The sequence below is a fragment of the Marinobacter sp. genome (assembly GCF_035268745.1).
In the GTDB taxonomy this organism is placed as follows: Bacteria; Pseudomonadota; Gammaproteobacteria; order Pseudomonadales; family Oleiphilaceae; genus Marinobacter.
Genome location: NZ_DATFKH010000238.1, coordinates 25,099 through 48,732 on the forward strand (window position 1 = coordinate 25,099; position 23,634 = coordinate 48,732).

Consider the following 23,634-nt stretch of genomic DNA (forward strand, 5'->3'; position numbering starts at 1 on the left):
CTTTTTTACCGATCGACCGAAGTGAATTCAGAAGCGGCTGAGCAAAAAATCCGCCAACGCCAGATCCGCTGGTACCGTTATCTTGATGTTATCGGGACGACCCTCGACAATACAGGGGAAATAACCGGACTGCTCGACCGCAGAGGCTTCATCGGTGACGGGGCGCCCGGCTGAAAGCGCCGCCTGTAAAGCGGTTTTCAGGATTCCGTAACGAAACATCTGCGGGGTCAGGGCACGCCAGAGGTGGCTCCGGTCTACCGTTTCCTGAACATCCAGTGTCCCGGCGCCGGTTTTCTTCAGGGTATCCGCTACCGGCGTTGCCAGTAACCCACCAACCCCGTGGTCAGACAGCCGGGACACCAGTCGATTAAGATCATCGGGATGCAGACATGGCCTGGCAGCATCGTGCACCAGAACCCAGTCATTTTCCTCCGCCCGGGCTTGCAGCGACTGCAGGCCAGCGAGCACCGAGTCTGCACGCTCCCTGCCGCCGGTGCAACAAGTGATACGGTCGTCTTTACTGGCCCGGGTCTCACCCCACCAGGGGTCGTCCGGACGGATAGCAACAACGCAGCCGGCCAGCGTAACGGTCGCGGTAATCCGCGATATGGCCAGATCCAGAATCAGGTTTCCACGCAACGATTGATACTGTTTGGGACGGGACGAATGCATTCTCTGGCCGGAGCCGGCGGCGGGAATAACAAGCCAGAGTCTGGGGGTAGTCATGGGCATGGTCGGCGTTGAAAGGCAGTCTGCTATGGCTCGACCACCAGAAAGAAGGTTTCGTTGTCACGGATCAGCCCCAGATTCATCCGGGCCCGTTCTTCCAGGGCGCCCTGCTGTCCCCGCAGATTCTGGACCTCGGCAAACAGACGTTCATTGCGTACGGCAAGGTCGGTGTTTTCTGCGCGCTGCTCTGTGATGGCTTCCTCCAGCCCCCATACCTGGGCAAAGCTGCCTTCCCCGACCCATAGCCGGAACTGTAGCAGGATGATCAGCAAAACCATGATGGACCAAAGCAGTTTCATTGCAGTTATGCATACCGTATCAACACCGAGTGTTGAGTATAGACCTTAGCGTAGTTTTTCAACAAGTGCTGCTAAGCACTTGTATAAGAAAGCCATCACATTCCGGGTAACTGCAACGTGATGGACTTTTCCTGATTCCGTGGCGCCAACAGACCCGCCAGGGGTCTGACCCCGGTGCCCGGTGCTAGCTCTGACCCTTGATTTCTTTCAGGCCACGATATGGTGCGTTATTGCCCAGCGCCTCTTCGATACGGAGCAACTGGTTGTACTTGGCCACCCGGTCAGACCGGCATAGCGACCCGGTCTTGATCTGCCCGGCGCAGGTCGCAACTGCCAGATCGGCAATGGTGGTATCTTCGGTTTCCCCGGAACGATGCGAGATAACGGCGGTATAACCGGCATCCTGAGCCATTTTGATGGCGTCTAGAGTCTCGGTCAGGCTGCCGATCTGGTTGAACTTGATCAGAATCGAGTTACCAACCCCCTTTTCGATGCCTTCCCTGAGAATCCGGGTATTGGTGACAAAAAGATCGTCGCCCACAAGCTGTACCCTGCTGCCAAGCTTGTCGGTCAGAACCTTCCAGCCGTCCCAGTCGCTCTCGTCCATGCCATCTTCAATGGACACGATGGGATAACGCTCACACAGTCCGGCCAGATAATCCGCAAAGCCCGCAGAATCAAAGCTCTTGCCCTCTCCGGCAAGCTGGTACTGGCCGTCCTTGTAGAACTCCGAGGAGGCACAGTCCAGAGCCAGAGTCACATCACTCCCCAGCTTGTAACCGGCATTCTCGACAGCTTCCTGAATGACGGCAAGCGCAGCCTCGTTGGACGGAAGATCCGGCGCAAAACCGCCTTCGTCACCTACTGCGGTATTCAGACCCTGTGCCTTTAATACTTTCTTCAGGCAATGGAAAATCTCTGCGCCTACACGCAGACCTTCAGCAAAGGTCCGGGTTGCAACCGGCTGGACCATGAACTCCTGGATATCCACGTTATTATCCGCATGCTCACCGCCGTTAAGGATGTTCATCATCGGCACCGGCATGCTGTATTGGCCGGAAGTGCCGTTGATGTCAGCGATATGGGCATACAGCGGTTTGCCAAGAGAAGTCGCCGCAGCTTTTGCCGCAGCCAGGGAAACTGCAAGAATGGCGTTCGCCCCCAGGTTCGCCTTGTTGTCCGTACCATCCAGGTCCAGCATGATTTTGTCCAGACCACGCTGGTCGGCGGCGTCCTTCCCAACAAGCGCTTCACGGATTGCGCCCTTTACAGCCCCAACCGCTTTGGTTACGCCTTTGCCCAGGTAGCGTGACGAATCACCGTCGCGAAGCTCGAGTGCTTCCCGCGAACCCGTTGAGGCACCAGATGGAGCACAAGCGCTGCCCACCGTACCGTCTTCCAGAATCACATCCGCCTCTACTGTCGGGTTCCCGCGCGAATCCAGAACCTCACGGCCTTTGATATTGGCAATCTTGGTCATTCTTCCGATTCTCCAGATCTATCTTTTCAATTGGGAGCAAGAGCGAATGGGGAATGGCTTTGCAAAAAACGCTACAAGCACATCCATGTGCGCTTGGGCTCCGCCATCCCTGGCTCCGCACATTTTTGCAAAGCCATTCCCCATTCGCTCCCGAATCTTCAGTCGTCAAACGCCAACACCGCCAATCAGGCGGTGTCGACAGGTTTAAAGCTTTTCACCAGTTCATCCACGGCTTTCACCCTCTCGAGGAACGGTTCCAGCTGGCTGAGCCGCAACGCGCAGGGGCCGTCGCACATGGCGTTATCCGGATCAGGGTGCGCCTCCAGGAACAATCCGGCCAGGCCCTGTGACATACCCGCCAATGCCAGTTCCGTTACCTGAGCGCGGCGACCACCGGCCGAGTCGGCGCGGCCACCCGGCATCTGCAAGGCATGGGTGACGTCAAACATCACCGGAACATTCATCGCTTTCATGATGCCAAAACCGAGCATATCCACCACCAGGTTGTTGTAACCAAAGCTGGTGCCGCGCTCACACAGAATGATTTTATCGTTACCGGCTTCTCCACACTTGGTGATGATATGCTTCATTTCCTGGGGCGCGAGGAACTGGGCTTTTTTAATGTTGATCACCGCCCCAGTCCGGGCCATGGCAACCACCAGATCGGTCTGTCGACTCAAAAAAGCCGGCAACTGAATGATGTCGCACACTTCCGCCGCAGGTGCTGCCTGCTCCGGCTCGTGGACATCGGAAATAATGGGCATGCCGTATCTGCTTTTGATATCAGCAAGAATCTGCAAACCCTTTTCAAGGCCGGGCCCACGAAAGGAGTTAACCGACGAGCGATTGGCTTTATCAAATGAAGCCTTGAAAACGTAGGGGATGCCAAGCTTTGAACACACCTCTACGTACGCATCCGCTACCTCGAAAGCCAGATCCCTGGATTCCAGCACATTCATGCCGCCAAACAGCACAAAGGGCCTGTCGTTGGCGACCTGAATGCCGGAAACCTCAACCATGCTCCTTGCCATAATCAGGATTCCTTTTTTCGTGCCAGCGCGGCTTCCACGAAGCCTTTGAACAGCGGGTGACCGTCCCGGGGGGTGGAGGTGAATTCCGGGTGGAACTGGCAGGCTACAAACCAGGGATGGTCCGGCACTTCGATTACCTCCACCAGCTTGCCGTCAGTGGACCTGCCGGAAACCCGCAACCCCGCACCTTCAAGCTGCGGCAGAAAATGGTTGTTCACTTCATAGCGATGACGGTGACGTTCGCGAATGGTTTTCTTGCCATAGCAACCGGCGATGGTCGAGCCCTCTTCCACAACGCAGTCCTGGGCACCAAGGCGCATGGTGCCGCCAAGATCGGACTCGTCTGAACGCTCTTCCTTCTCGCCACTGGCATCCAGCCATTCGGTAATCAGGCCCACAACGGGCGCCGGGGCATGCTCGCGGAATTCCGTGCTGTGAGCACCCTCCAGACCGGCGACGTTACGGGCATATTCAATAACCGCTACCTGCATACCCAGACAGATGCCCAGGTAGGGCACCCGGTTTTCCCGGGCATAACGGACGGTGCGAATCTTGCCCTCCACCCCGCGCTCACCGAAACCGCCGGGTACCAGAATGGCATCGGCGCTTTCCAGCGCGCCGGTGCCATCCCGCTCTATGTCTTCGGAATCGATATAGTTGATCCGGACCTTGGTACGGGTCTTGATACCGGCATGCAATAGTGACTCGACCAATGACTTATAGGCGTCCAGCAGCTCCATGTACTTGCCCACCATGGCGACGGTCACTTCGCCGTCGGGGTTCAGCAGGGACTCAATGACCGCATCCCACTCACTCAGATCCGCCGGATTGGCGTCAAGTGAGAAACGCTCTATGACCAGCTGGTCCAGGCCGAACTCATGGAGCATTCGCGGGATGGCATAAATGGATTTCGCGTCCTGAAGCGGAATGACCGCGCGCTCTTCCACGTTGGTAAACAGCGCAATCTTGCGGCGGGAGCTGGTATCGACCTCGTGCTCGGACCGGCACAGCAGGATATCCGGCTGCAGACCGATTGAGCGCATTTCTTTTACCGAATGCTGGGTCGGTTTGGTTTTGATCTCACCGGCGGTCGCAATATAGGGAACCAGGGTGAGATGCATGAACAGGGCACGCTGGGAACCCACTTCCACTCTCAGTTGCCGGCAGGCTTCCAGAAACGGCAGTGATTCGATGTCACCCACGGTGCCGCCAATTTCGATCATGGCAACGTCCACCCCCGCAGCGCCCTCGACGACCCGGCGTTTGATTTCGTCGGTGATGTGGGGAATGACCTGAACGGTCCCGCCGAGATAGTCGCCCCTGCGCTCCTTGCGGATCACTTCCTCATAGACCCTTCCGGTGGTGAAATTGTTCCGGCGGGTCATGGGGGTGCGGATAAACCGTTCGTAGTGACCCAGATCCAGGTCCGTTTCCGCGCCGTCTTCGGTGACAAAGACTTCACCATGCTGGAACGGGCTCATGGTGCCGGGGTCCACGTTAATGTACGGGTCCAGCTTGAGAATGGTGACCTTAAGGCCGCGTGCCTCCAGGATCGCAGCCAGAGAGGCAGAGGCGATTCCTTTCCCCAAGGAGGACACGACACCGCCGGTGACGAAAATATAACGGGTCATGCAGATTCCGTGAATTGTCTGGTTCGGTGGAGGAGGGAGATTGTCATCTCGGGATGGGACATCAGATTACCAGAAGTCCCCCACCTACTCAATCGTAATCCCGTTCCAGAACCAGGCGCCAGCCACTTGCGGGAGCCCTGCCGCTGTAGTGCTCTGAGATCCACAGCTGACCGACGGCAACGACTTCATCACTGGCGCTGGCCGTGTTTTTTACAAGCGGAAGACAATTTCGCTCCCAGGCTGGCACCGCCTGCTCCTGCAGCCATTTTTTCAACGGTTTTGAGGGACCACCCGCGCGCGTCCGGATGCGCTCGCCGCCCTGGCGCAGGCAAACCTGCAGTTCCGGGGCGGTTCCGCTTTCCGCACCGGCCGCCTGCAACCAAAGCCGCCACTCACCCCAGGCAGTTTCCTGACCGGGCAATACCGGCACTCCCTGGTCACCCGTTGCGGAGTGACCGCTAACCAGGTAAAGCGTGTTCTGATGTCGACGGATCACATAACCGTCACCGCAATACTGCGGCTGGCGGTCGTCACCGGAGTCGATAAAAGCAGACATGAGCCCGCCCCAGTCAGCCGGATTGGGCGGCGAGCGCTGCTGACGCCCAACCCACCAGCGAATCAGATTTTTCTGTTCCACCAGGGTTAATCCGGCCAGCAGGGAAATATCCAGCCCGCCATCTGATGTCCCGCAGCGGGAAAAATGAAGACGGCCCAGACTGCTGGCAAGCTCGTCACTCTCGCTGCAAGCGCGGGCCGTCGATGCCAACCGACGGTTCAGAGTGGGCCAGCGTTGTTTCAGGGCCGGAATGATGGCCTTGCGCAGGTAGTTCCTGTCGAACCGCTGATCCTGGTTGCTGGGATCCTCGATCCAGTCAAACGACTGCTCCGCGGCCCAGGCTTCCAGCTGCTGGCGGCTGAAATTCAGCAATGGACGATAAAGCGCGCCGTTGCCGAGCGCCCGGAACGCCGGCATGCCAGCCAGACCAGCCACACCGGTTCCACGCAGCAGCCGGAACAGCACGGTTTCGGCCTGATCATCGGCATGGTGCGCCATCAACAACAGGTCATTAGCTGCGAGGCAGGATCTGAAGGCCCGGTAACGGGCGTCCCGGGCAGCCTCTTCAAGGCCACTGGTACCCGGGAAATCACCGGAAGGCGTGGCTGATACCTCCACCCGGATAATCTGACAGCGGACCTGAAGGGACTCACACAAACGCCGACAGAAGTTTTCGGTCTCCCCGGCGTTGGGTTGGAGCTGATGATTGACGTGCACTGCGGTCAGCCGGTCGCTGCTGCGGCAATCGCGAGCAAGAGCCTGAAGCAGAACAACCGAATCAAGGCCGCCACTGAGAGCAACGTAAAGACCGGAGTGGTCGGGCAGATTTCTGATGGCGGCGGTGAGTGCCTCTGGCCAGGCGCGTTCGGGGCCGGCCTTACCGGCCCGTGTCATAATGGGTCAGCCGCTCGTAACGGCGCGCGACCAGGTCGTCGATCGATAACGCACTGAGTTCTTCAACGCCCTGGGCAAGAACCGCTTTCAGCGACTCCGCCATTTTTTCCGGCGCGCGATGGGCGCCTCCCAGTGGCTCCTGGATCAGGTTGTCGGCAATGCCCAGCTCTTTCAGCCGGTCAGCGGTAACGCCCATCGCTTCTGCGGCCTCGGCAGCATGATCGGAACTTTTCCACAGGATCGACGCGCAGCCTTCCGGGGAAATAACCGAATAAGTGGAATACTGAAGCATATTGAGCTGATCGCAGACGCCAATGGCCAGTGCGCCCCCCGAGCCACCCTCACCGGCGACGGTGGAAATAATCGGCGTTCTCAGGCGCGACATAGCCGCCAGGTTGCAGGCAATCGCCTCACTCTGCCCGCGCTCTTCGGCACCGATTCCGGGATAGGCGCCGGGTGTGTCGATAAAGGTCAGCACCGGCATATGGAAACGCTCCGCCAATTCCATCAGGCGGATCGCCTTGCGATAACCCTCGGGCCTCGGCATACCGAAATTACGCTGGACCTTTTCCCGGACTTCCCGACCTTTCTGATGGCCGATGATCATGACCGGCTTGCCGTTAAGCCGCGCCGTGCCACCGACAATCGCTTTGTCATCTGCGTATCGGCGATCACCATGCAACTCGTCGAAATCATCAAACATCATCTCGATGTAGTCATAGGTATAGGGCCGCCGGGGGTGACGGGCCAGACGTGCCACATCCCAGGATTTCAGGTCCGCGAAAATGCTCTCTGTCAGGCTGATACTTTTTTTCTTCAGCCGGGTAATTTCATCGGTAATGTTGATGTCGGTGTCATTACCCACCATACGAAGCTCTTCGATCTTGGCTTCAAGGTCGGCAATAGGCTGTTCGAAATCAAGATAGTTAGGGTTCATGAAGATCCATCATTATATTTGCAGGGCGAACACTCGGGGCCGCCGGAAATAAGAATTATCCGCAAAGATAGCAGCGCCAGGCTGGTCACTAAAGCGGACCTTGGTATAACGTTGTGTTAATCATAGACCAGTTCCACCGCCTGGTCGCCTACCAGGTATTTCAGCTCCAACAGCAGATCGTCGTCTGGCTGCACTCGCCAGGACTCCCCGAGCTCAATGCGTGTACTGGCGTCGTTGGTGCTGTATTCAATCCATACCGGACTGCCATCACAACGGAAGGGTCTGAGCGTGGCATCAAGTTTGTCCAGCAGACCGTTCTGAAGCTGATCGGCACGGATCGCAAGCTGGAGCCCGCGACTGTACTGCTGCCTCGCCGCTGCTACATTCATTACCGAACTGACCCGCATTTTCATCTGCCCGGAATAATCATCATGACTGACCTGGCCTTCTACCACGATAACCTGATCTGACTGGAGCAGTTCCCTGTGCTCGAAAAACGCCTCGGAAAATAGCGTGGCTTCAATCCGGGCGCTGCGATCATCCAGGGTTATAAACGCCATGGTGGAGCCGGTGCGGGTTTTCATTGAGCGCTGGGCGACCACCAGGCCCGCAACCCGCTGGGGCTGACGGGCGGGTTTCAGCTCGGCAATCGGAGTGCGCACAAACCGGCGCACTTCCCGTTCGTACTCATCGAACGGATGCCCGGTCAGATAGATTCCCAGGGTATCCTTTTCACCCTTGAGCCGCTGTTTCTCCGGCCATTCTCTCACCCGGGCAACGCCACTGTAAGGGTCTTCCCCCTCGCCGCCGGCGAAAATATCACCAAACATGTCCATCATGCCCACCGACTCATTGCGGGACTGCTGACCAGCCTGCTGAATCGCCTGATCAATACTGGCCATCAGTTGCGCGCGCCCGGCACCGAGCTTGTCCATGGCGCCGCAACGAATCAGTGCTTCGATGGCCCGCTTGTTCACTTTTTTCAGGTCCACCCTGCGACAGAAATCGAACAGGTCCTGGTAAGGCTCATCGTCAGTGCGGCTTTCAACAATGCTGTCTATCGGGCCTTCGCCCAGGCCCTTGACGGCGCCAAGCCCGTAGATGATCTGGCCTTCATCGTTTACAGTAAACGTGAACCGAGAACGACTGACGTCCGGCACCAGCAGCTCCAGCCCCATGCTTCGACACTCTTCCACCAGCGTGACGACTTTATCGGTGTTCTGCATATCAGCGGTCAGCACCGCCGCCATGAACTCCGCCGGATAATGGGCCTTGAGCCAGAGCGTCTGGTAAGACACCAGCGCATAGGCGGCCGAATGCGACTTGTTGAAGCCATAACCGGCAAATTTTTCCACCAGATCGAAGATATTCTCGGCCAGGGTTTTGTCAATGCCGTTGTTGGCACAGCCATCAAGGAAGAACTGTTTCTGCCTCGCCATTTCCTCGGGTTTTTTCTTGCCCATGGCCCGGCGCAGCATATCGGCGTTACCGAGGGTGTACCCCGCCATGACCTGGGCAATCTGCATGACCTGTTCCTGGTACAGGATCACCCCATAGGTGGGCTCCAGCACCGGCTTCAGGCCTTCATACTGATAGTCCGGGTGCGGGAAAGACACCGGCTGGCGACCGTGCTTCCGGTCGATAAAGTCATCCACCATGCCGGACTGGAGCGGGCCTGGACGGAACAAGGCCACCAGGGCAATCATGTCCTCGAGGGAATCCGGCTGCAGGCGGCGGATCAGATCCTTCATGCCCCGGGATTCCAGCTGGAATACGGCGGTGGTTTCCGCCTTTTTCAGCATCTCGAACGAAGCTGCATCTTTCAGCGGGATTTCGTTGATATCCAGCTCAGGCTCACCGCGCTTCTGCCGGCGCGGATTAATCATTTTCAGGGCCCAGTCAATGATCGTCAGGGTCCGCAGGCCCAGAAAGTCGAACTTCACAAGCCCGGCGTCTTCAACATCGCCCTTGTCGAACTGGGTGACCAGACTGCCGCCCTCGTCATCACAGTAGAGCGGCGAAAAATCGGTAATCCTGGTGGGCGCAATCACCACGCCACCGGCGTGTTTGCCGGCATTGCGGCAAATACCCTCAAGCTTCAGCGCCATGTCCCAGATTTCCTGGGCTTCTTCATCGTTTGCCAGAAACTCGCCGATCTGGGACTCCTGTTCTACCGCCTTCGCCAGCGTCATGCCCGGCTCGAACGGAATCATTTTGGACATTTTGTCCGCCAGCCCGTAGGACTTGCCCTGAACCCTTGCCACATCCCGCACCACCGCCTTTGCCGCCATGGTACCGAAGGTGATGATCTGGGAGACCGCTTCACGACCATATTTTTCGGCGACATACGCAATAACGCGGTCGCGGCCTTCCATACAGAAGTCCACGTCAAAGTCCGGCATGGAGACCCGTTCGGGATTGAGAAACCGCTCAAACAGCAGGTCGTATTCCAGCGGGTCAAGGTCGGTAATCAACTGGGCGTAGGCCACCAGCGAACCGGCACCGGAACCGCGGCCGGGCCCCACCGGAACGCCATTGTTCTTGGCCCACTTGATAAAGTCCATAACGATCAGGAAGTAACCGGGGAACCCCATCTGGATGATGATATCCAGCTCAAAATTCAGGCGGGAATAGTAAGCCTCGCGCTTCCGGTCGTATTCCGGATCGTCCGGGCTCAGGGTTTTCGCCAGCCGGTCTTCCAGGCCTTCTTCCGATACCTTGCGGAAGAACTCGTCCATGGTCATGCTCTCGGGAACCGGATAATCCGGCAGGAAATATTCCCCCATTCGCACCTGGACGGAACAACGGCGGGCAATTTCGATGGTGTTCTGCACGGCCTCCGGAATGTCTGCGAACAGCTCGATCATTTCATCAGCACTGCGCAGGTACTGCTGATCGCTGAAACGGCGGTCGCGACGCGGGTCGTCGAGGGTTCGGCTCTCACCGATACAGACCCGGGCTTCGTGCGCTTCGAAATCATCGGCATGCAGAAAATGCACGTCGTTGGTGGCGACCACCGGGCAGGACAGCTCTGTGGCCAGGGCCACGCTGGCATGCAGGCAGTCTTCATCGCCAGGGCGGCCGGTGCGCTGGAGTTCAAGATAGAAAGAGCCCGGATACAGCGACATCCAGTATTGCGCCCTTGCCATGGCCAGTTCTGGCTTTTCAGCCAGCAGGGCTCGCCCGACATCGCCCATTTTCCCGCCGGAGAGCGCAATCAATCCTTCGCGACCGTGTTCCAGCCATTGGCGCTGAATAATCGGAATACCAAACCGCTGCCCTTCGGTGTAGCCCCGGGAAACGATCTCGGTAAGGTTCCGATAGCCGTCCTGGTTGCGGGCCAGCAGGGTCAGGCGGAAGGGGTTTTCGGGCTCATCCGGGTTATCCACCCACAGATCAGCCCCGATAACAGGTTTCACGCCGGCCGCCATGGCGGCCTTGTAGAATCGCACCAGAGAGCACATGTTGGACTGCTCGGTCAGCCCCACGGCGGGCATTCCAAGCTCAGCAACCCGGTTGATCAGCGGCTTGACCCGCACCAGGCCATCGACCATTGAATACTCGGAATGGACGCGCAAATGAACAAAGGTGTCAGACATGGGCTGGGGAGATTCCTGCATGGATTACCGGTTCCGGATTACTCACTGATCAGGGCGATGATATCTTCCTCGGTCTGCGGACCGAAACGGGTTTCTTTCAGATTTCCCTGTGGATCCACCACAAAGGTAGCGGGCAGGCCCACAGGCATTTGCCATCCGAGCACCGGGCCAGGATCTTCGCCCAGCATTTCATATTCAATGCCCATTCGCTGGCCCAGGTCTATCAGCGACTGACCTGTCACGGCGTCAAAATTAACACCCAACACTATGACAGAGCCAGAGCGATCCAGGGCATTGAGCTCAGGAATTTCCTCAAGACACGGCTTACACCACTCCGCCCAGTAGTTCACCAGAACCCAGTGTCCACGGAGACTTTCCCAGTCCAGGGCAGTGCCGTCTGCGCGCTCAAATTCCTGGCTCTGACATCCGGCCATCAGCAACAGAACCAGAAGGCCCGCAAGCCCGTATCGATTGACATATCCGGGCGCTGCAGCGGGGATCAGCCCTGATTGCTGTCGAGGGTACTGCAAAGGGTGTCCTCCTGTTAGACTGCAGAACTTGCGGTTCAGCACTCTGTCGGCACTTTCTGCGACCGGAACCATGCCAGAACCCAATGATATTTTCCACACTGGACGCTTGATCGGGGATACCCATGGCCACTGAGCAGCCGTACATACTGGTGTTGTATTACAGCCGCACCGGGCAGACCGCTGAAATGGCGACACAGATCGGCCGGGGCATTGCCAGGGTGGCCGGTGTGGATACCCGAATTCGTACCGTAGCGCCGGTATCCCCGGATACCGAGGCATCGCTGCCGCCGGTTCCGGACAGTGGTGCGCCCTATGCATCCAGGGCCGATCTTGAGAAGTGTGCAGGCCTTGCCCTCGGCAGCCCGACCCGTTTTGGCAATATGGCAGCACCGCTTAAACATTTTCTTGACGGCACCGGCGACCTCTGGCTCAGCGGCGCTCTGAGCGGCAAACCGGCAGGCGCCTTTACCTCGACAGGTAGCCTGCATGGTGGCCAGGAAACCACCCTGCTGACCATGATGATTCCGCTTCTGCACCACGGCATGGTGTTGTGCGGAGTGCCCTATTCCGAGCAAGCACTTCACGAGACTGCCAGCGGCGGCACCCCTTACGGGCCTTCCCACTGGGCCGGAACCGGGCCACAGCAGAAGCTGAGCGATTCGGAAAAAGCCATATGCCAGACGTTCGGGCAACGACTGGCCAGCCTTGCCCTCAAATTACGCTGACATTCACCGGCATCAAAACGGAACTGATCAATGCTTCATAATCCGAAAGCAAAGCTGACCGCCAGGCTGATTATCGTCCTTTACATTATCACCCTTGCGACGCTGCTGATCACCACCTTTTACCCTGTCCGGGCAGAAGGTGTTTCAGTCACGCTGATGCTGAGCATCAAACTGATACCACTGCTACTCTTTGCAGTACCGGTGTTCAGGGCAGACAACCGGGGCATTATCTGGCTCAGTTTTGTCGTGATCTTCTATTTCACCCGCTACACGGTCTCTGCCTGGCTCAGTGAAGGCGCAGCCGCGCCGGTCATTCTGGCCATACTGACATTCCTGCTGTTTACTGTGGCGATGTTTCACCTCAAACTGAATCGCATGCCGCCTGCCACCGCAGAATGAAAGGAACACTGATGGCTGACCAGAGCTTTCCTGCGCCACCCCACCACAGCACGATAACACTTCGGGATCTGACTAATGCACTGGTAAGCAGTGGCGAGATAAAGCAGGAGGATGCTGACCGGGTTTTGTCCGCCAATATCGCGGCTGGCAGTGACGGGCGCCATCCGGCCAGCAAAAGGCACCCGCTGGAACTGATTGCCAAAGCCGAGCTTCAGAGCCAGCGGAGCGACCGCACTCTCGATCTGGACACACTGACATCCTGGCTGGCCAATTGGGCTGACCAGCCTTATTACCATATTGACCCACTGAAAATAGATACCCCGGGAATTGCCAGGGTGATGTCCTATGCCTTCGCCCAGCGCCACGGCATTCTGGCGGTGGAAATAGGCCGGGATGAAGTGCTGGTCGCCAGCGCCGAACCCTTCAAAAATGACTGGGAAGACAACCTCAGACAGGCGGTACAGAAAGATATCCGGCGTGTGGTTGCCAACCCTGAGGCCATTCGCCGGTATACCGTAGAGTTCTATCAGCTTGCGAACTCAGTCAGTAAAGCCAGCGGCAATCGCGGAAAGGCAGGGGCCGGGTCGCAGAACTTTGAACAGCTTCTTGATCTCGGCGCCAACCTCAATCCCGATGCCAATGACCAGCATGTGGTCAAGATTGTGGACTGGCTGCTGCAATACGCCTTTGACCAGCGCGCCTCGGACATTCACATAGAACCCCGCCGGACCGTCTCCCAGGTCCGCTTCCGGATCGACGGTGTTCTGCACAATGTCTACGAGTTTCCCGAGCAGGTGGGCGTTGCCGTTACCAGCCGGCTGAAAATACTCGGCAGACTGAATGTGGCAGAAAAACGCCGTCCCCAGGATGGCCGGATAAAAACCCGCAAGCCGGACAACAGCGAAGTCGAGTTGCGCCTGGCCACCATGCCCACAGCCTTTGGCGAAAAAATGGTCATGCGGATATTCGACCCGGAAGTGCTGCTGAAATCCTTCCAGCAACTGGGCTTTTCAGCCGAGGATCGTGAAAAATGGCAGACGATTACCGGCCGCCCCCACGGCATTGTTCTGGTCACCGGCCCTACCGGCTCTGGCAAAACCACCACGCTGTATTCAACGCTGAAGCAACTGGCAACGCCGGAAGTCAACCTTTGCACCATTGAAGACCCGATTGAGATGGTCGAGCCTGCCTTCAATCAGATGCAGGTGCAGTCAAACATTGAACTGACTTTCGCCACGGGCGTGCGGGCCCTTATGCGCCAGGACCCTGATATCATCATGATTGGCGAAATCCGGGACCTCGAGACCGCTGAAATGGCCGTGCAGGCGGCCCTGACCGGCCATCTCGTGCTATCCACCCTGCACACCAACGACGCCCCGAGCGCCATTACCCGCCTGATGGAACTCGGCGTCCCGCCCTATCTGATCCGCGCCACGGTATTGGGGGTGATGGCCCAACGGCTTGCGCGAACCCTTTGCCCTCACTGCAAAACGCCGGGCGAGGTGGACGAAAAAGCATGGCAAAGCCTGACCCGGCCATGGAAAGCCGCAGCGCCAAAGCAGATCTATCATCCGGTGGGATGCCTGGAATGCCGCAACACGGGCTATTTCGGCCGGGAGGGTGTGTACGAGATCATGAGACTCAGCGATGGTCTGATCCAGAAAATCACGGAGAACTGTGAGCTTGAGCAGATCCGGCTGGTCGCCTACAAAGAGGGCATGAAATCACTGCGACTCAGCGGCGCACAGAAAGTCGCTGCCGGTGAAACCACGGTGGAAGAAATTCTTCGGGTGACCCCGGAAAGCCAGCGCTAGCAATACTTACTAATGAGCAGGAAACTAGGCGGACAGGTCCGCCTACTTTCTTTTCTTAGTATCATGTCTTCAAGCCCCGGGTCTGAGCCCGCATTGCTCCAGTAGTGTCTGCCAGAGCCGCGTATGACGGGCAATCGCCTGATCGAGCCTGAACCAGAGTGACGCCTCCGCCTGCTCATCAAGATGGTAGCGGTACCATTGCCGGAAAGCTGCTGGCATCACCTCCTCCTGCATGGCGGCAAGATCGCTGAGAGGCCCGATCAGCTGGTTTCTTGCCCTGATGATATTGCTCACATAGGGCTGTATCCTTTCGATATAGACACTGAAAAACATGTTCTGAACAATATCGGACTGGTTGTTTGACTGGCCGCCGAGGCAGAGCGGGCGCCCCTCTATGCGCTGTTCCAGCAGGGCTGACGCATCTTCCAGCCTCGCCGCGAGCAGGCGGGCACTGTTGATCAGTTGTCCGGCCCTGTGCTCGGCCTGCCAGCGCTGCTGAATGGCACCAACAGATTCCAGAGACGGGCTCAGGTCACCATTCAGCAACTGCCTGGTCAGCCGCTTAAGCCTGTTCGCATCAATTGCCAGGTCGGAGACCGGGTTTCCTTCCGCTGCCACCGGGTAGTCGCCCTGGGCCAGGGTAAACAGTGATTCCATTTCCTCAACGCCCCAGGTGGCATTCCACAGCACCATCGGTAAGGTCTCTTTTTTGCTTGCGATGGCCTCCTCCAGGGACTCCTTAACCCCTTCGCGGGTCACTTCCGGCAGGCACTCCTCACCAGCCCGGATGAAGCGCAGCTCATATCTCAGCCGGTTCAGAGGCTGCATTACCCTGCCCATCACCGAGTTCTTCTCGCCAACAACATACTGCAGTTCACAACCGTAAAGGGAAAGGAAGTCCAGCATCCCCATCTCCAGCTCGGGCACCGTCAGTTGCCGGTCCCGTCGCCGGGGTAGCGTTGAAGCGGAGGGAAGTTCAGAGAGTTCCGGATTCAGCTCAAGCACACGGGCGACGCGCTTGACGTACTCATCCATCATCGGCCCGGCACTGGAGAACGGATTGCAGCCGCCCAGAAACAACGCGGTCACTGCCAGCACCAGTGCCTTTTGCACGGCCAGGCTCATGTCAACGCGCCCTGATCAGCGCATCAACCTCGGCAAAATCAGCAGCGACCGGGCGGGCAGTATCCGGCCTGCCGCCATCGCGGACCAGCCAGACAGTTCCCATGCCGACAGATTCTGCGGCTTCAAGCTCCGCTTCAACGTCCGAAAGAAACAGTATGGTGCCGGCCTCAACACCAAGCTCATCCACAATGGTTCGATAAGCTTCCGGTTCTTTTTTTCCGCCAACGCGGGTATCGAAATACCCTGAAAAGAAAGGCGTCAGATCGCCCGCCTCACTGAATCCGAAAATGAGCTTCTGTGCCTTGACCGAGCCGGAGGAAAACACGAAAAGTCTTAGCCCGCGGTCGTGCCAGCGCTGAAGATAATCGGCGGCGTCGGCGTACACATGACCTTTGAAGGCGCCTTCCTGGTAGCCGCGCTGCCAGAGCATACCCTGCAGTGTCTTTAACGAGGTTTCCTTGCGATCCTCCCGAATCCAGCCCTGCAGGACATCGATCAGGCCTTCGATATCATCACGTTCGACGCCGGAAACCTCCGCCACAACGTCGAGCTGCCTGGAAATTTCGCGAGTGCTTTCGAGAGTGGTGTCAAGAGTGCCCTGGTGACCCTCGCGCACAAACTGGGCGATATGCTCTGCCGCATAGGGAAACAGGACCTCATGAACGAATGAGATCGAGCTGGTGGTGCCCTCGATATCCGTCAATATTATCCGGATCATGCTGTAGCCTGCTCCAGCAACTCATAACGTGGAAGTTCGCTGGCGATGTCCGCGCCGGTGAAGTCCGCGACCCAGCCGTCCGGGTTGGTGAACAGACGGATGCAGGTGAATGCCGGCTCCGGCCCCATATCAAACCAGTGCCGGGTGCCTTGGGGCACGCTGATCAGATCATTTTTCTGACACATCACGGCGTACACCTGATCACCCAGGTGCAGATAGAACAGTCCCTGACCCCGAACGAAAAAGCGGATTTCATCTTCGCTGTGAATATGCTCATCGATGAACTTCTGACGAAAAGCGTGTTTCTGGGGATTGTCCGGGTTCAGGCTGATAACGTCTGCGGTCTGGAATCCGCACTCATCTTTCAGGGTCTGAATTTCAGTGGCGTAGGCTTGCAGAATGTCGTCCTGGGACGCATCAGCCGGCAGGTCCCGGGTAGTCCAGCGTTCGAAGCGGATGCCATGCTCAGCCAGCAGGCCGGCAATTTCAGCTCCATCTTCAGTCACCACACGAGGCGTCGCTGGTGCGTTCTGATCAAAGATACTTAAAGTCGTCACGATCGGACCCTCATTGTTTCCAGTTCACATTCAAAAAGAAATTCCAGTGCCTCGACATGGCGCAGGCAGTCTTCCATCGTCCTGCCCCAGGTGTAGAGGCCATGGCCACGTATCAGATAGCCCGGCTGGTCTGGATACTGCTGCAGCCAGGCGACCGTCTGCCCGGCCAGGGCACTGATATCCTGAGTGTTATCAAAAACGGGTATGGTCAGAGTCGACTCATGGGTATCGATGCCCGCAAACGCTTTCTGGAGTTCGTAACCCTCCAGAACCAGGGCCTGATCGGCACCACAGAGTCTGCTCAGCACCGTGGCTGTTACCGAATGGGTGTGAAGCACGGCACCAATGTCAGGCAACAGTTTATAGAGCACCGTATGAAGCCGTGTCTCCGCAGACGGGCGGGCCTCGCTCTGAACCGCCCGGCCTTCCAGATCCACCACCATGACATCGCCGGCGCCAAGCCGGCCTTTATGCCTGCCAGACACGGTAATGGCAATGTGGCTGTGGTCTATCCGTGCCGAATAGTTGCTGCTGGTAGCCGGCGACCAACCCTGATGGTAAAGAAACTGACCGGCCTCGACGATGGCGCGGGCGGCGTCGGCAAAGCGTATGACATCAAACACAGGCTATCCTCATTCAACTCCCGGCCCGCAGCCAGTTGCGGCAGGCCCACTGCCATCGACCCTCTCCCCCGGACACATTGTCAACGAGGATTATTTGATGACAGGTTCGCCATCCTTGTCATTCCAGATTTTACGCTCACCGGTATCTATTTTCCCCTTCGAGTCCCAGACTTCGCGATCTTGGGTTGCCTCTTCCACCTTGCCGTTATCGTTCCAGATAACCCGATCCTTGCAACCCGCCAGAGCAATCACCGCAAAAACGACCAGAATAAGCTGTTTCATCAATCTCCCCAAAACCATTAACAAGAGTAAAATTTGCAATACCGTGGAAGACCGGGAGCGGCATCACCGCCGATGAATCTCACGATTCCGCTGTTTGTCCCGATCCCCCTTTCGCACCATCACATAGACGGCACCGGTGCCACCATGATGCTTCTGGGCCGAATGGAAGGCCAGTACATCCTCAAGTTCCGGCAACCATTTCGCCAGATAACTCTTGAGCTGAGCAATTCCGTCAGGGTTCCGCTCACCTTTACCGTGCAGAATGATGACCGTACGAAGACCGTAGCGCACGCAGTCCTTCACAAACCCGAAAACCTCCCGACGAGCCTTTTCCACCGTCATACGGTGCAGATCAAGGCGGGCTTCAACCGGATACTGCCCCAACCTCAGCTTCCTGAACACACCATGCTGCACCCCCGGGCGCTGCCAGCTCAACAGATCGTGAGCGGTCAGTGGCTCGACCATGTCCGCCGTCAATGGATTACGATCCACCAAAGGCTGGTCGACGGCCGCGCGCTGACGCTCCAGGTGACCCGGTGTAAGATCCTTGGGAGTTTTAACGTCGGCTCTGTTCGGCTTGCGGATGCGACGCACATCCTGCATCTCTTCAAGAAAGTTCAGCCGTTCGTCTCTGGTGGTCATATTGCTGTCTTTCCGGAACAATTTACTGAAACTCTATCACCGGCTTCAGTGATCATAAAGCCACTCTCCGGAGCTTTGGTCTACACTACTTATTTACAGCGATTGTAAACACGAACCAAATGGACAGAGACTATGTCTGCCGAGCATTCCAGTTCATCCGGTGGTGCGCCTGCAAGCGCGCCACAGGACGCCCCGCAACCCCAGAACATACGGGCTACCATAGCCTTTCTGAGAGAACATGCGCCCTTCTCCTATATGGATGGTGCCTACCTCGCTCACTTCGCCGAGCATGCGTCACTTCGGTTCTATGCTGATGGCGACGTGGTCCTGACTCCCCAGGACGGTACTGTTACCCGATTTTACGTGGTTAAACAGGGCCGGATCGTTGGCGAGCGCCTTGGCAGCAAAAGTGGCGAAACAGAAACGACTTTTGAAATCAGTGTTGGCGAGTGCTTTCCGCTCGCTGCACTGATTGGTGAACGCCCGACCTATACTGTGCACCGGGCGGCGGGAGACACTTTCTGCCTCAGTATTGAGCATGAAGCATTCGTCACTCTGTTCTCCCAGAGTGAAGACTTTCGTGATTTCTGTATCCGCGGCGTCAGCAGCCTGCTTGACCAGGTCAATCAGAGTATCCAGTCCAGAGCCATGGCTTCTATCGGCGGAAGCAGCTCTCTGGATACGCCACTTGAGCGCTATGCGATCCGCAATCCGATCGTATGCTCGCCGGATCTGCCCGTGCAAAAAGCCGTTGCCCGCATGCATGAAAACAGCGTCAGCAGCATCGTCATTACCAATGATAGCCGGGTGCCGAAGGGTATCTTCACCCTGCGGGATCTGCGCACCCTGGTTGCCAATGAACGCGCACCGCTGAACACCCCGATTGGCCAGGTCATGACACCGGATCCCTGCACCCTTACCGCCGAGGCAGACGCTTTTGAAGCCGCCATGAAAATGGCCGAGCATCATTTCTCACATATCTGTGTGGTAGACGAGGAAGACCGCCTGATCGGCATGGTTTCAGAACGGGACCTGTTCTCCCTGCAGCGGGTCGACCTGGTGAATCTGGCCAGAACCATAGGGACAGCCAATCACTTGCGGACACTGGTCAGCCTTCGCACTGATGTATCGCGACTGGTAGACACCATGCTGGCCCACGGCGCCGATTCGGGCCAGGTCGTCAAGATCATCACCACGCTGAATGATATCACCGTGCGCCGGGTGCTTGAGCTTAACCTGATGAAAGATGACCCGGGCATTCCGTTTACCTGGCTGACTTTCGGCAGCGAAGGCCGACAGGAACAGACCCTGCTGACAGACCAGGATAACGGCATCCTTTTCGTCACACCCGAGGGTATGACCGAGGACCAGGTCAGGGAAAAACTGCTGCCCTTTGCCGAAAATGTGAACAAGGAACTGGCCGAGTGCGGGTTTACCCTCTGTGAAGGCAACATCATGGCAAGCAACCCGAAACTGTGCCTGAGTGTTGATGAGTGGGATGAATGGTTTATCAGGTTCATTGAATCCTCCACGCCCCAGAACCTGGTTTATTCATCAATTTTTCTGGATATGCGTGCGATTTTCGGTGACCGGGACCCGCTGGAAAGGCTGCTGGAAAAGGTATTGACCAGAATACGCAAGAATGCCCTGTTCCAGAAAATGCTGGCGGGCAATGCAATTACCCGTAAGCCACCGCTGACCATATTCCGTAATTTCCGGTATGCGCCGGATGGTGATCGCAAATCTCTGGACCTCAAGCGGCAGGGTCTGGCTCCGTTTGTGGAGACAGCGCGGGTTTTCGCTCTGGCCAACGGAGTGGCACAGGCCAACACTCTGGAGCGGATGGACCAGCTGGCCAAACAGGGCATCTTCGATCCCAAGGACGCCAACGCCTGGAAAGAGGCCTACAGCCTGATCCAGGCCATCCGGATGCGCTCCCATCAGGAGTTGCTGAATCGCAATGAGCCACTGTCCAATTACATCAACCCTGATGACCTCAACCCGCTGGACCGGCGGATTCTGCGCGAATCCTTCCGCCAGGCACAGCGGTTGCAACAGAAGCTCGAAACCACTTATCAGCTCTAGAGACCGGAGTTCTGTCAATGCTGGATCAGTTAAGACACTGGATCAGGCGCCTTCGAAGGCCAGAGGGAGAGGATCCCCGGTCAAAGCAAATGCCCGCGCCGGTCGTGCCCGGCGAGCAAGTGCTTTCAGATTGCCGCATCATCGTTCTTGACCTCGAGACCACCGGTCTGAACCAGGCAAAGGATGAAGTTATCGCCGTAGGCGCTGTGGCCATACATAACAATGCTATCAGGCTGGCTGACCAGTTTGATCTGGTGCTCCGGCGCCCGGAGCTTGACATCAGCCAGACTGTACTTATTCACGGCATAGGCCCTGAGGCACTCACTCGTGGTCATGAAACCGAAGACGCTCTGCTGTACCTGCTGGAATGGATGAACGGTGATCCAGTGCTGGCCTACCATTCTGCCTTCGACCAGGGTTTTCTGGAAAAGACACTGAGCAAAACCCTCGGCTACAACAGAAGTCACACCTGGTTTGATGTCGCTGACCTGATGCCGGCATTTTTTCCGGAAGCAAAGCCGACCGGCCATGGCCTTGATGACTGGGCCGATTATTTCGGTCTCGAAGTCAGCGCCAGGCACCACGCCGCCGCCGACGCCCTGGTTACCGCAGAACTGACTCTGGCAGCGCTGAACAGGGCCGAGAAAGAAGGGTGTACAACACTGAAAGACTTTGCCGACCGCCTCAAGTACTACCGTCGTCTACGCAACATGCACCACCATGGACATTAGGTTTGAAAGCCCCCTCCCGGAACCCCCGATCACCGGCAGAGTTCGCCAAGTTCCGGAAAATTAGACCTTTTGCCAATAGCTATATCCCTGTTGACAGGTAAAGTCAAACAGTCCAATAGAAGACCGCATAAAAATAAGCAATACGAATGTTCCCATACATCTTTTAACTAGCCTCTACAAAAACAACCCAGGAGTGATCCTATGTCAGGGCATGAATACGATGCTGTAAGTTACTGGAAGGCGAATCTTCGCCTCATTTTCGGGAGCCTGATAGTGTGGGCTCTGGTGTCCTATGGTTTTGCCATATTGCTGCGGCCAATGCTTTATGGCATTCCGATTGGCGGAACAGACCTCGGGTTCTGGTTTGCCCAGCAGGGCTCCATTCTGACCTTCATTGTTCTGATCTTCCATTATGCCTGGCGGATGAACAGGCTTGATGAGAAATTCGGCGTACACGAGGAGTAAGAGCAATGGATCAATTTACGATTAACCTGTTATTCGTCGGCGGTTCATTCGCCCTCTATATCGGTATCGCCATCTGGGCGAAGGCCGGCAGCACAAGTGATTTCTATGTCGCCGGTGGCGGCGTCCATCCGATCACCAACGGTGCGGCGATCGGCGCTGACTGGATGTCGGCCGCATCCTTCATTTCCATGGCGGGCCTGATTGCCGCCGGCGGCTACGCCAATTCGACTTTCCTGATGGGCTGGACCGGTGGTTACGTGCTGCTGGCCATGCTGCTTGCGCCTTATCTGCGTAAATTCGGCAAGTTCACGGTTCCCGAGTTCATCGGCGACCGTTACTACAGTCAGAACGCGCGGATGGTGGCCGTTATCTGCCTGATTGTTGCCTCGGTTACCTACGTAATCGGGCAAATGGCCGGCGCCGGTGTGGCATTCTCCCGCTTCCTCGAAGTCGACTCGACGCTCGGTCTGATCATCGCAGCGGTTGTAATTTTCCTCTACGCTGTAATGGGTGGCATGAAGGGTATCACCTACACTCAGGTTGCCCAGTACTGCGTGCTGATCGTAGCCTACACCATCCCGGCAGTGTTCATCTCCATCCAGTTGACGGGCAACCCCATTCCGGGTCTCGGCCTGTTCTCCACCCATACCGAATCGGGTCTGCCCCTGCTCACGAAACTGAACCAGGTCATTACTGACCTCGGTTTCAACGAGTATACCGCTGATGTGGACAACAAGCTGAACATGGTTCTGTTTACCCTGACCCTGATGATCGGTACGGCCGGTCTGCCGCACGTTATCATCCGCTTCTTCACGGTACCGAAGGTAGCTGATGCCCGCTGGTCCGGCGGCTGGGCGCTGGTCTTCATTGCGCTGCTGTACCTGACAGCTCCGGCTGTTGCCTCCATGGCCCGGCTTAACCTGATGACTACCATCTATCCTGATGGCACGTCCTCTGCTCCCATTGAGTACGAGAACCGTCCCCAATGGGTGCAGGAATGGGAAGTTACCGGTCTGATCCAGTTCGAGGACAAGAATAACGACGGCCGCATCCAGCTGTATAACGATGCCCCCTCCTTCCAGGATGAAGCGGACGCTCGTGGCTGGGAAGGTAACGAACTGGTGGTGAACCGGGACATCCTGGTACTCGCCAACCCGGAAATTGCCAACCTGCCGGGGTGGGTCATTGGTCTGATCGCAGCCGGTGGTCTTGCAGCCGCACTATCCACCGCTGCCGGCCTGTTGCTGGCAATTTCGTCGGCGATAAGTCACGACCTGATCAAGGGACGCTTCAACCCGGCCATAACGGATAAGGGGGAACTGCTGGCTGCGCGAATATCGATGGCTGTCGCCATTGTTGTGGCAACCTACCTGGGGGCAAACCCGCCTGGCTTCGCGGCACAGGTGGTGGCCCTGGCGTTCGGTATCGCTGCGGCATCGCTGTTCCCGGCACTGATGATGGGTATTTTCTCAAAGCGTGTGAACAATAAGGGCGCCATTGCCGGCATGCTGTCAGGTCTGGTCTTCACTCTTGCCTACATCTTTGTATACAAGGGCTGGCTGTTCATTCCGGGCACCAACAACCTCGCCGACATCCCCGCAAACTGGGTACTGGGCATCTCTCCGCTGTCTATCGGTGCGATTGGTGCTATGGTCAACTTTGCGGTAGCCTTCACTGTGTCCAACGCAACTGAAGAGCCGCCCGTTGAGATCCAGGAGCTGGTGGAAAGCGTTCGTTACCCACGCGGTTCCGGAAAAGCTACTGACCACTAAGCGAGGCAAC

22 protein-coding genes are annotated in these 23,634 nt (G+C 57.2%); 7 read left to right on the forward strand and 15 right to left on the reverse strand.

From position 1 onward, the window contains the following. Nucleotides 1-27: 27 nt before the first annotated feature. From ispD to VJ956_RS15210, 9 genes are all read right to left on the reverse strand, one after another. On the reverse strand, nucleotides 28-726 hold the full coding sequence (gene ispD / locus VJ956_RS15170) for a 2-C-methyl-D-erythritol 4-phosphate cytidylyltransferase (protein WP_324085879.1): 699 nt from the start codon (nucleotides 724-726) through the stop codon (nucleotides 28-30). A gap of 29 nt (nucleotides 727-755) precedes the next feature. Then, complete coding sequence (locus VJ956_RS15175) at nucleotides 756-1,028, reverse strand: septum formation initiator family protein (protein ID WP_324085880.1); 273 nt, start codon at nucleotides 1,026-1,028, stop codon at nucleotides 756-758. Between the two features lie 184 nt (nucleotides 1,029-1,212). Further along, complete coding sequence (gene eno / locus VJ956_RS15180) at nucleotides 1,213-2,508, reverse strand: phosphopyruvate hydratase (protein WP_324085881.1); 1,296 nt, start codon at nucleotides 2,506-2,508, stop codon at nucleotides 1,213-1,215. Nucleotides 2,509-2,693: 185 nt separating this feature from the next. Further along, nucleotides 2,694-3,539, reverse strand: a complete 846-nt coding sequence (gene kdsA, locus VJ956_RS15185) for a 3-deoxy-8-phosphooctulonate synthase (protein WP_324085882.1) — start codon at nucleotides 3,537-3,539, stop codon at nucleotides 2,694-2,696. Nucleotides 3,540-3,541: 2 nt separating this feature from the next. Beyond that, a complete protein-coding gene (locus VJ956_RS15190) occupies nucleotides 3,542-5,170 on the reverse strand; it encodes a CTP synthase (RefSeq protein ID WP_324085883.1) in 1,629 nt (542 codons plus the stop codon). 88 nt (nucleotides 5,171-5,258) lie between these two features. Further along, on the reverse strand, nucleotides 5,259-6,620 hold the full coding sequence (tilS, locus tag VJ956_RS15195; RefSeq protein ID WP_324085884.1) for a tRNA lysidine(34) synthetase TilS: 1,362 nt from the start codon (nucleotides 6,618-6,620) through the stop codon (nucleotides 5,259-5,261). Continuing rightward, complete coding sequence (gene accA / locus VJ956_RS15200; RefSeq protein WP_324085885.1) at nucleotides 6,604-7,557, reverse strand: acetyl-CoA carboxylase carboxyl transferase subunit alpha; 954 nt, start codon at nucleotides 7,555-7,557, stop codon at nucleotides 6,604-6,606. Before accA ends, tilS begins: the two co-directional genes overlap by 17 nt. Before the next feature lie 116 nt (nucleotides 7,558-7,673). Next, nucleotides 7,674-11,156: a DNA polymerase III subunit alpha gene (dnaE, locus tag VJ956_RS15205; protein ID WP_324085886.1), complete on the reverse strand. Its 3,483-nt coding sequence runs from the start codon at nucleotides 11,154-11,156 to the stop codon at nucleotides 7,674-7,676. Between the two features lie 38 nt (nucleotides 11,157-11,194). Further along, the gene (locus tag VJ956_RS15210) at nucleotides 11,195-11,686 is read right to left on the reverse strand and encodes a TlpA disulfide reductase family protein (RefSeq protein WP_324085887.1); all 492 of its coding nucleotides are present in this window, start codon (nucleotides 11,684-11,686) and stop codon (nucleotides 11,195-11,197) included. 122 nt (nucleotides 11,687-11,808) lie between these two features. Here VJ956_RS15210 and wrbA point away from each other — a divergent pair, with 122 nt between their 5' ends. From wrbA to VJ956_RS15225, 3 genes are read left to right on the forward strand one after another with little or no spacing between them, the layout of a single operon-like run. Beyond that, on the forward strand, nucleotides 11,809-12,411 hold the full coding sequence (gene wrbA, locus VJ956_RS15215; protein WP_324085888.1) for an NAD(P)H:quinone oxidoreductase: 603 nt from the start codon (nucleotides 11,809-11,811) through the stop codon (nucleotides 12,409-12,411). A gap of 30 nt (nucleotides 12,412-12,441) precedes the next feature. Next, the gene (locus VJ956_RS15220) at nucleotides 12,442-12,810 is read left to right on the forward strand and encodes a DUF2069 domain-containing protein (protein ID WP_324085889.1); all 369 of its coding nucleotides are present in this window, start codon (nucleotides 12,442-12,444) and stop codon (nucleotides 12,808-12,810) included. Nucleotides 12,811-12,821: 11 nt separating this feature from the next. Then, nucleotides 12,822-14,624 carry a GspE/PulE family protein gene (locus VJ956_RS15225; RefSeq protein ID WP_324085890.1) on the forward strand — a complete coding sequence of 601 codons (1,803 nt, stop codon included), beginning with the start codon at nucleotides 12,822-12,824 and terminating at the stop codon, nucleotides 14,622-14,624. A 69-nt stretch (nucleotides 14,625-14,693) separates the two neighbouring features. Here VJ956_RS15225 and VJ956_RS15230 read toward each other — a convergent pair whose 3' ends face one another. From VJ956_RS15230 to smrA, 6 genes are all read right to left on the reverse strand, one after another. Next, nucleotides 14,694-15,749: a DUF3080 domain-containing protein gene (locus VJ956_RS15230; protein WP_324085891.1), complete on the reverse strand. Its 1,056-nt coding sequence runs from the start codon at nucleotides 15,747-15,749 to the stop codon at nucleotides 14,694-14,696. A gap of 1 nt (nucleotide 15,750) precedes the next feature. Then, nucleotides 15,751-16,467 (reverse strand): acireductone synthase, encoded by a 717-nt coding sequence (gene mtnC, locus VJ956_RS15235; RefSeq protein WP_324085892.1) that lies wholly within the window; start codon nucleotides 16,465-16,467, stop codon nucleotides 15,751-15,753. After that, nucleotides 16,464-17,024: a cupin gene (locus VJ956_RS15240; RefSeq protein ID WP_324085893.1), complete on the reverse strand. Its 561-nt coding sequence runs from the start codon at nucleotides 17,022-17,024 to the stop codon at nucleotides 16,464-16,466. Before VJ956_RS15240 ends, mtnC begins: the two co-directional genes overlap by 4 nt. Then, nucleotides 17,021-17,647 (reverse strand): methylthioribulose 1-phosphate dehydratase, encoded by a 627-nt coding sequence (locus VJ956_RS15245; RefSeq protein WP_324085894.1) that lies wholly within the window; start codon nucleotides 17,645-17,647, stop codon nucleotides 17,021-17,023. The genes VJ956_RS15240 and VJ956_RS15245 overlap by 4 nt, the downstream gene beginning before the upstream one ends. Nucleotides 17,648-17,737: 90 nt before the next feature. Further along, a complete protein-coding gene (locus VJ956_RS15250; protein WP_324085895.1) occupies nucleotides 17,738-17,929 on the reverse strand; it encodes a hypothetical protein in 192 nt (63 codons plus the stop codon). Nucleotides 17,930-17,992: 63 nt separating this feature from the next. Continuing rightward, nucleotides 17,993-18,571 carry a DNA endonuclease SmrA gene (gene smrA, locus VJ956_RS15255; protein WP_324085896.1) on the reverse strand — a complete coding sequence of 193 codons (579 nt, stop codon included), beginning with the start codon at nucleotides 18,569-18,571 and terminating at the stop codon, nucleotides 17,993-17,995. Between the two features lie 132 nt (nucleotides 18,572-18,703). Between smrA and VJ956_RS15260 the strand changes: the two genes are divergently transcribed. The 4 genes from VJ956_RS15260 (at nucleotide 18,704) to VJ956_RS15275 (ending at nucleotide 23,624) form a co-directional block, all read left to right on the forward strand. Further along, nucleotides 18,704-20,656 carry a putative nucleotidyltransferase substrate binding domain-containing protein gene (locus VJ956_RS15260; protein WP_324085897.1) on the forward strand — a complete coding sequence of 651 codons (1,953 nt, stop codon included), beginning with the start codon at nucleotides 18,704-18,706 and terminating at the stop codon, nucleotides 20,654-20,656. A 17-nt stretch (nucleotides 20,657-20,673) separates the two neighbouring features. Further along, nucleotides 20,674-21,387: a 3'-5' exonuclease gene (locus VJ956_RS15265; RefSeq protein ID WP_324085898.1), complete on the forward strand. Its 714-nt coding sequence runs from the start codon at nucleotides 20,674-20,676 to the stop codon at nucleotides 21,385-21,387. A 201-nt stretch (nucleotides 21,388-21,588) separates the two neighbouring features. Beyond that, nucleotides 21,589-21,852 (forward strand): DUF4212 domain-containing protein, encoded by a 264-nt coding sequence (locus VJ956_RS15270; RefSeq protein WP_324085899.1) that lies wholly within the window; start codon nucleotides 21,589-21,591, stop codon nucleotides 21,850-21,852. A 5-nt stretch (nucleotides 21,853-21,857) separates the two neighbouring features. Next, complete coding sequence (locus VJ956_RS15275) at nucleotides 21,858-23,624, forward strand: sodium:solute symporter family protein (RefSeq protein ID WP_324085900.1); 1,767 nt, start codon at nucleotides 21,858-21,860, stop codon at nucleotides 23,622-23,624. Nucleotides 23,625-23,634: the final 10 nt, after the last annotated feature.

What these genes read in the sequence shown, in the direction of transcription:
- ispD (WP_324085879.1), bottom strand. Translation starts at nt 726, where the DNA reads ATGACTACCCCCAGACTCTGGCTTGTTATTCCCGCCGCCGGCTCCGGC.
- VJ956_RS15175 (WP_324085880.1), bottom strand. Translation starts at nt 1,028, where the DNA reads ATGAAACTGCTTTGGTCCATCATGGTTTTGCTGATCATCCTGCTACAG.
- eno (WP_324085881.1), bottom strand. Translation starts at nt 2,508, where the DNA reads ATGACCAAGATTGCCAATATCAAAGGCCGTGAGGTTCTGGATTCGCGC.
- kdsA (WP_324085882.1), bottom strand. Translation starts at nt 3,539, where the DNA reads ATGGCAAGGAGCATGGTTGAGGTTTCCGGCATTCAGGTCGCCAACGAC.
- VJ956_RS15190 (WP_324085883.1), bottom strand. Translation starts at nt 5,170, where the DNA reads ATGACCCGTTATATTTTCGTCACCGGCGGTGTCGTGTCCTCCTTGGGG.
- tilS (WP_324085884.1), bottom strand. Translation starts at nt 6,620, where the DNA reads ATGACACGGGCCGGTAAGGCCGGCCCCGAACGCGCCTGGCCAGAGGCA.
- accA (WP_324085885.1), bottom strand. Translation starts at nt 7,557, where the DNA reads ATGAACCCTAACTATCTTGATTTCGAACAGCCTATTGCCGACCTTGAA.
- dnaE (WP_324085886.1), bottom strand. Translation starts at nt 11,156, where the DNA reads ATGTCTGACACCTTTGTTCATTTGCGCGTCCATTCCGAGTATTCAATG.
- wrbA (WP_324085888.1), top strand. Translation starts at nt 11,809, where the DNA reads ATGGCCACTGAGCAGCCGTACATACTGGTGTTGTATTACAGCCGCACC.
- VJ956_RS15220 (WP_324085889.1), top strand. Translation starts at nt 12,442, where the DNA reads ATGCTTCATAATCCGAAAGCAAAGCTGACCGCCAGGCTGATTATCGTC.
- VJ956_RS15225 (WP_324085890.1), top strand. Translation starts at nt 12,822, where the DNA reads ATGGCTGACCAGAGCTTTCCTGCGCCACCCCACCACAGCACGATAACA.
- VJ956_RS15230 (WP_324085891.1), bottom strand. Translation starts at nt 15,749, where the DNA reads ATGAGCCTGGCCGTGCAAAAGGCACTGGTGCTGGCAGTGACCGCGTTG.
- mtnC (WP_324085892.1), bottom strand. Translation starts at nt 16,467, where the DNA reads ATGATCCGGATAATATTGACGGATATCGAGGGCACCACCAGCTCGATC.
- VJ956_RS15250 (WP_324085895.1), bottom strand. Translation starts at nt 17,929, where the DNA reads ATGAAACAGCTTATTCTGGTCGTTTTTGCGGTGATTGCTCTGGCGGGT.
- smrA (WP_324085896.1), bottom strand. Translation starts at nt 18,571, where the DNA reads ATGACCACCAGAGACGAACGGCTGAACTTTCTTGAAGAGATGCAGGAT.
- VJ956_RS15260 (WP_324085897.1), top strand. Translation starts at nt 18,704, where the DNA reads ATGTCTGCCGAGCATTCCAGTTCATCCGGTGGTGCGCCTGCAAGCGCG.
- VJ956_RS15265 (WP_324085898.1), top strand. Translation starts at nt 20,674, where the DNA reads ATGCTGGATCAGTTAAGACACTGGATCAGGCGCCTTCGAAGGCCAGAG.
- VJ956_RS15270 (WP_324085899.1), top strand. Translation starts at nt 21,589, where the DNA reads ATGTCAGGGCATGAATACGATGCTGTAAGTTACTGGAAGGCGAATCTT.
- VJ956_RS15275 (WP_324085900.1), top strand. Translation starts at nt 21,858, where the DNA reads ATGGATCAATTTACGATTAACCTGTTATTCGTCGGCGGTTCATTCGCC.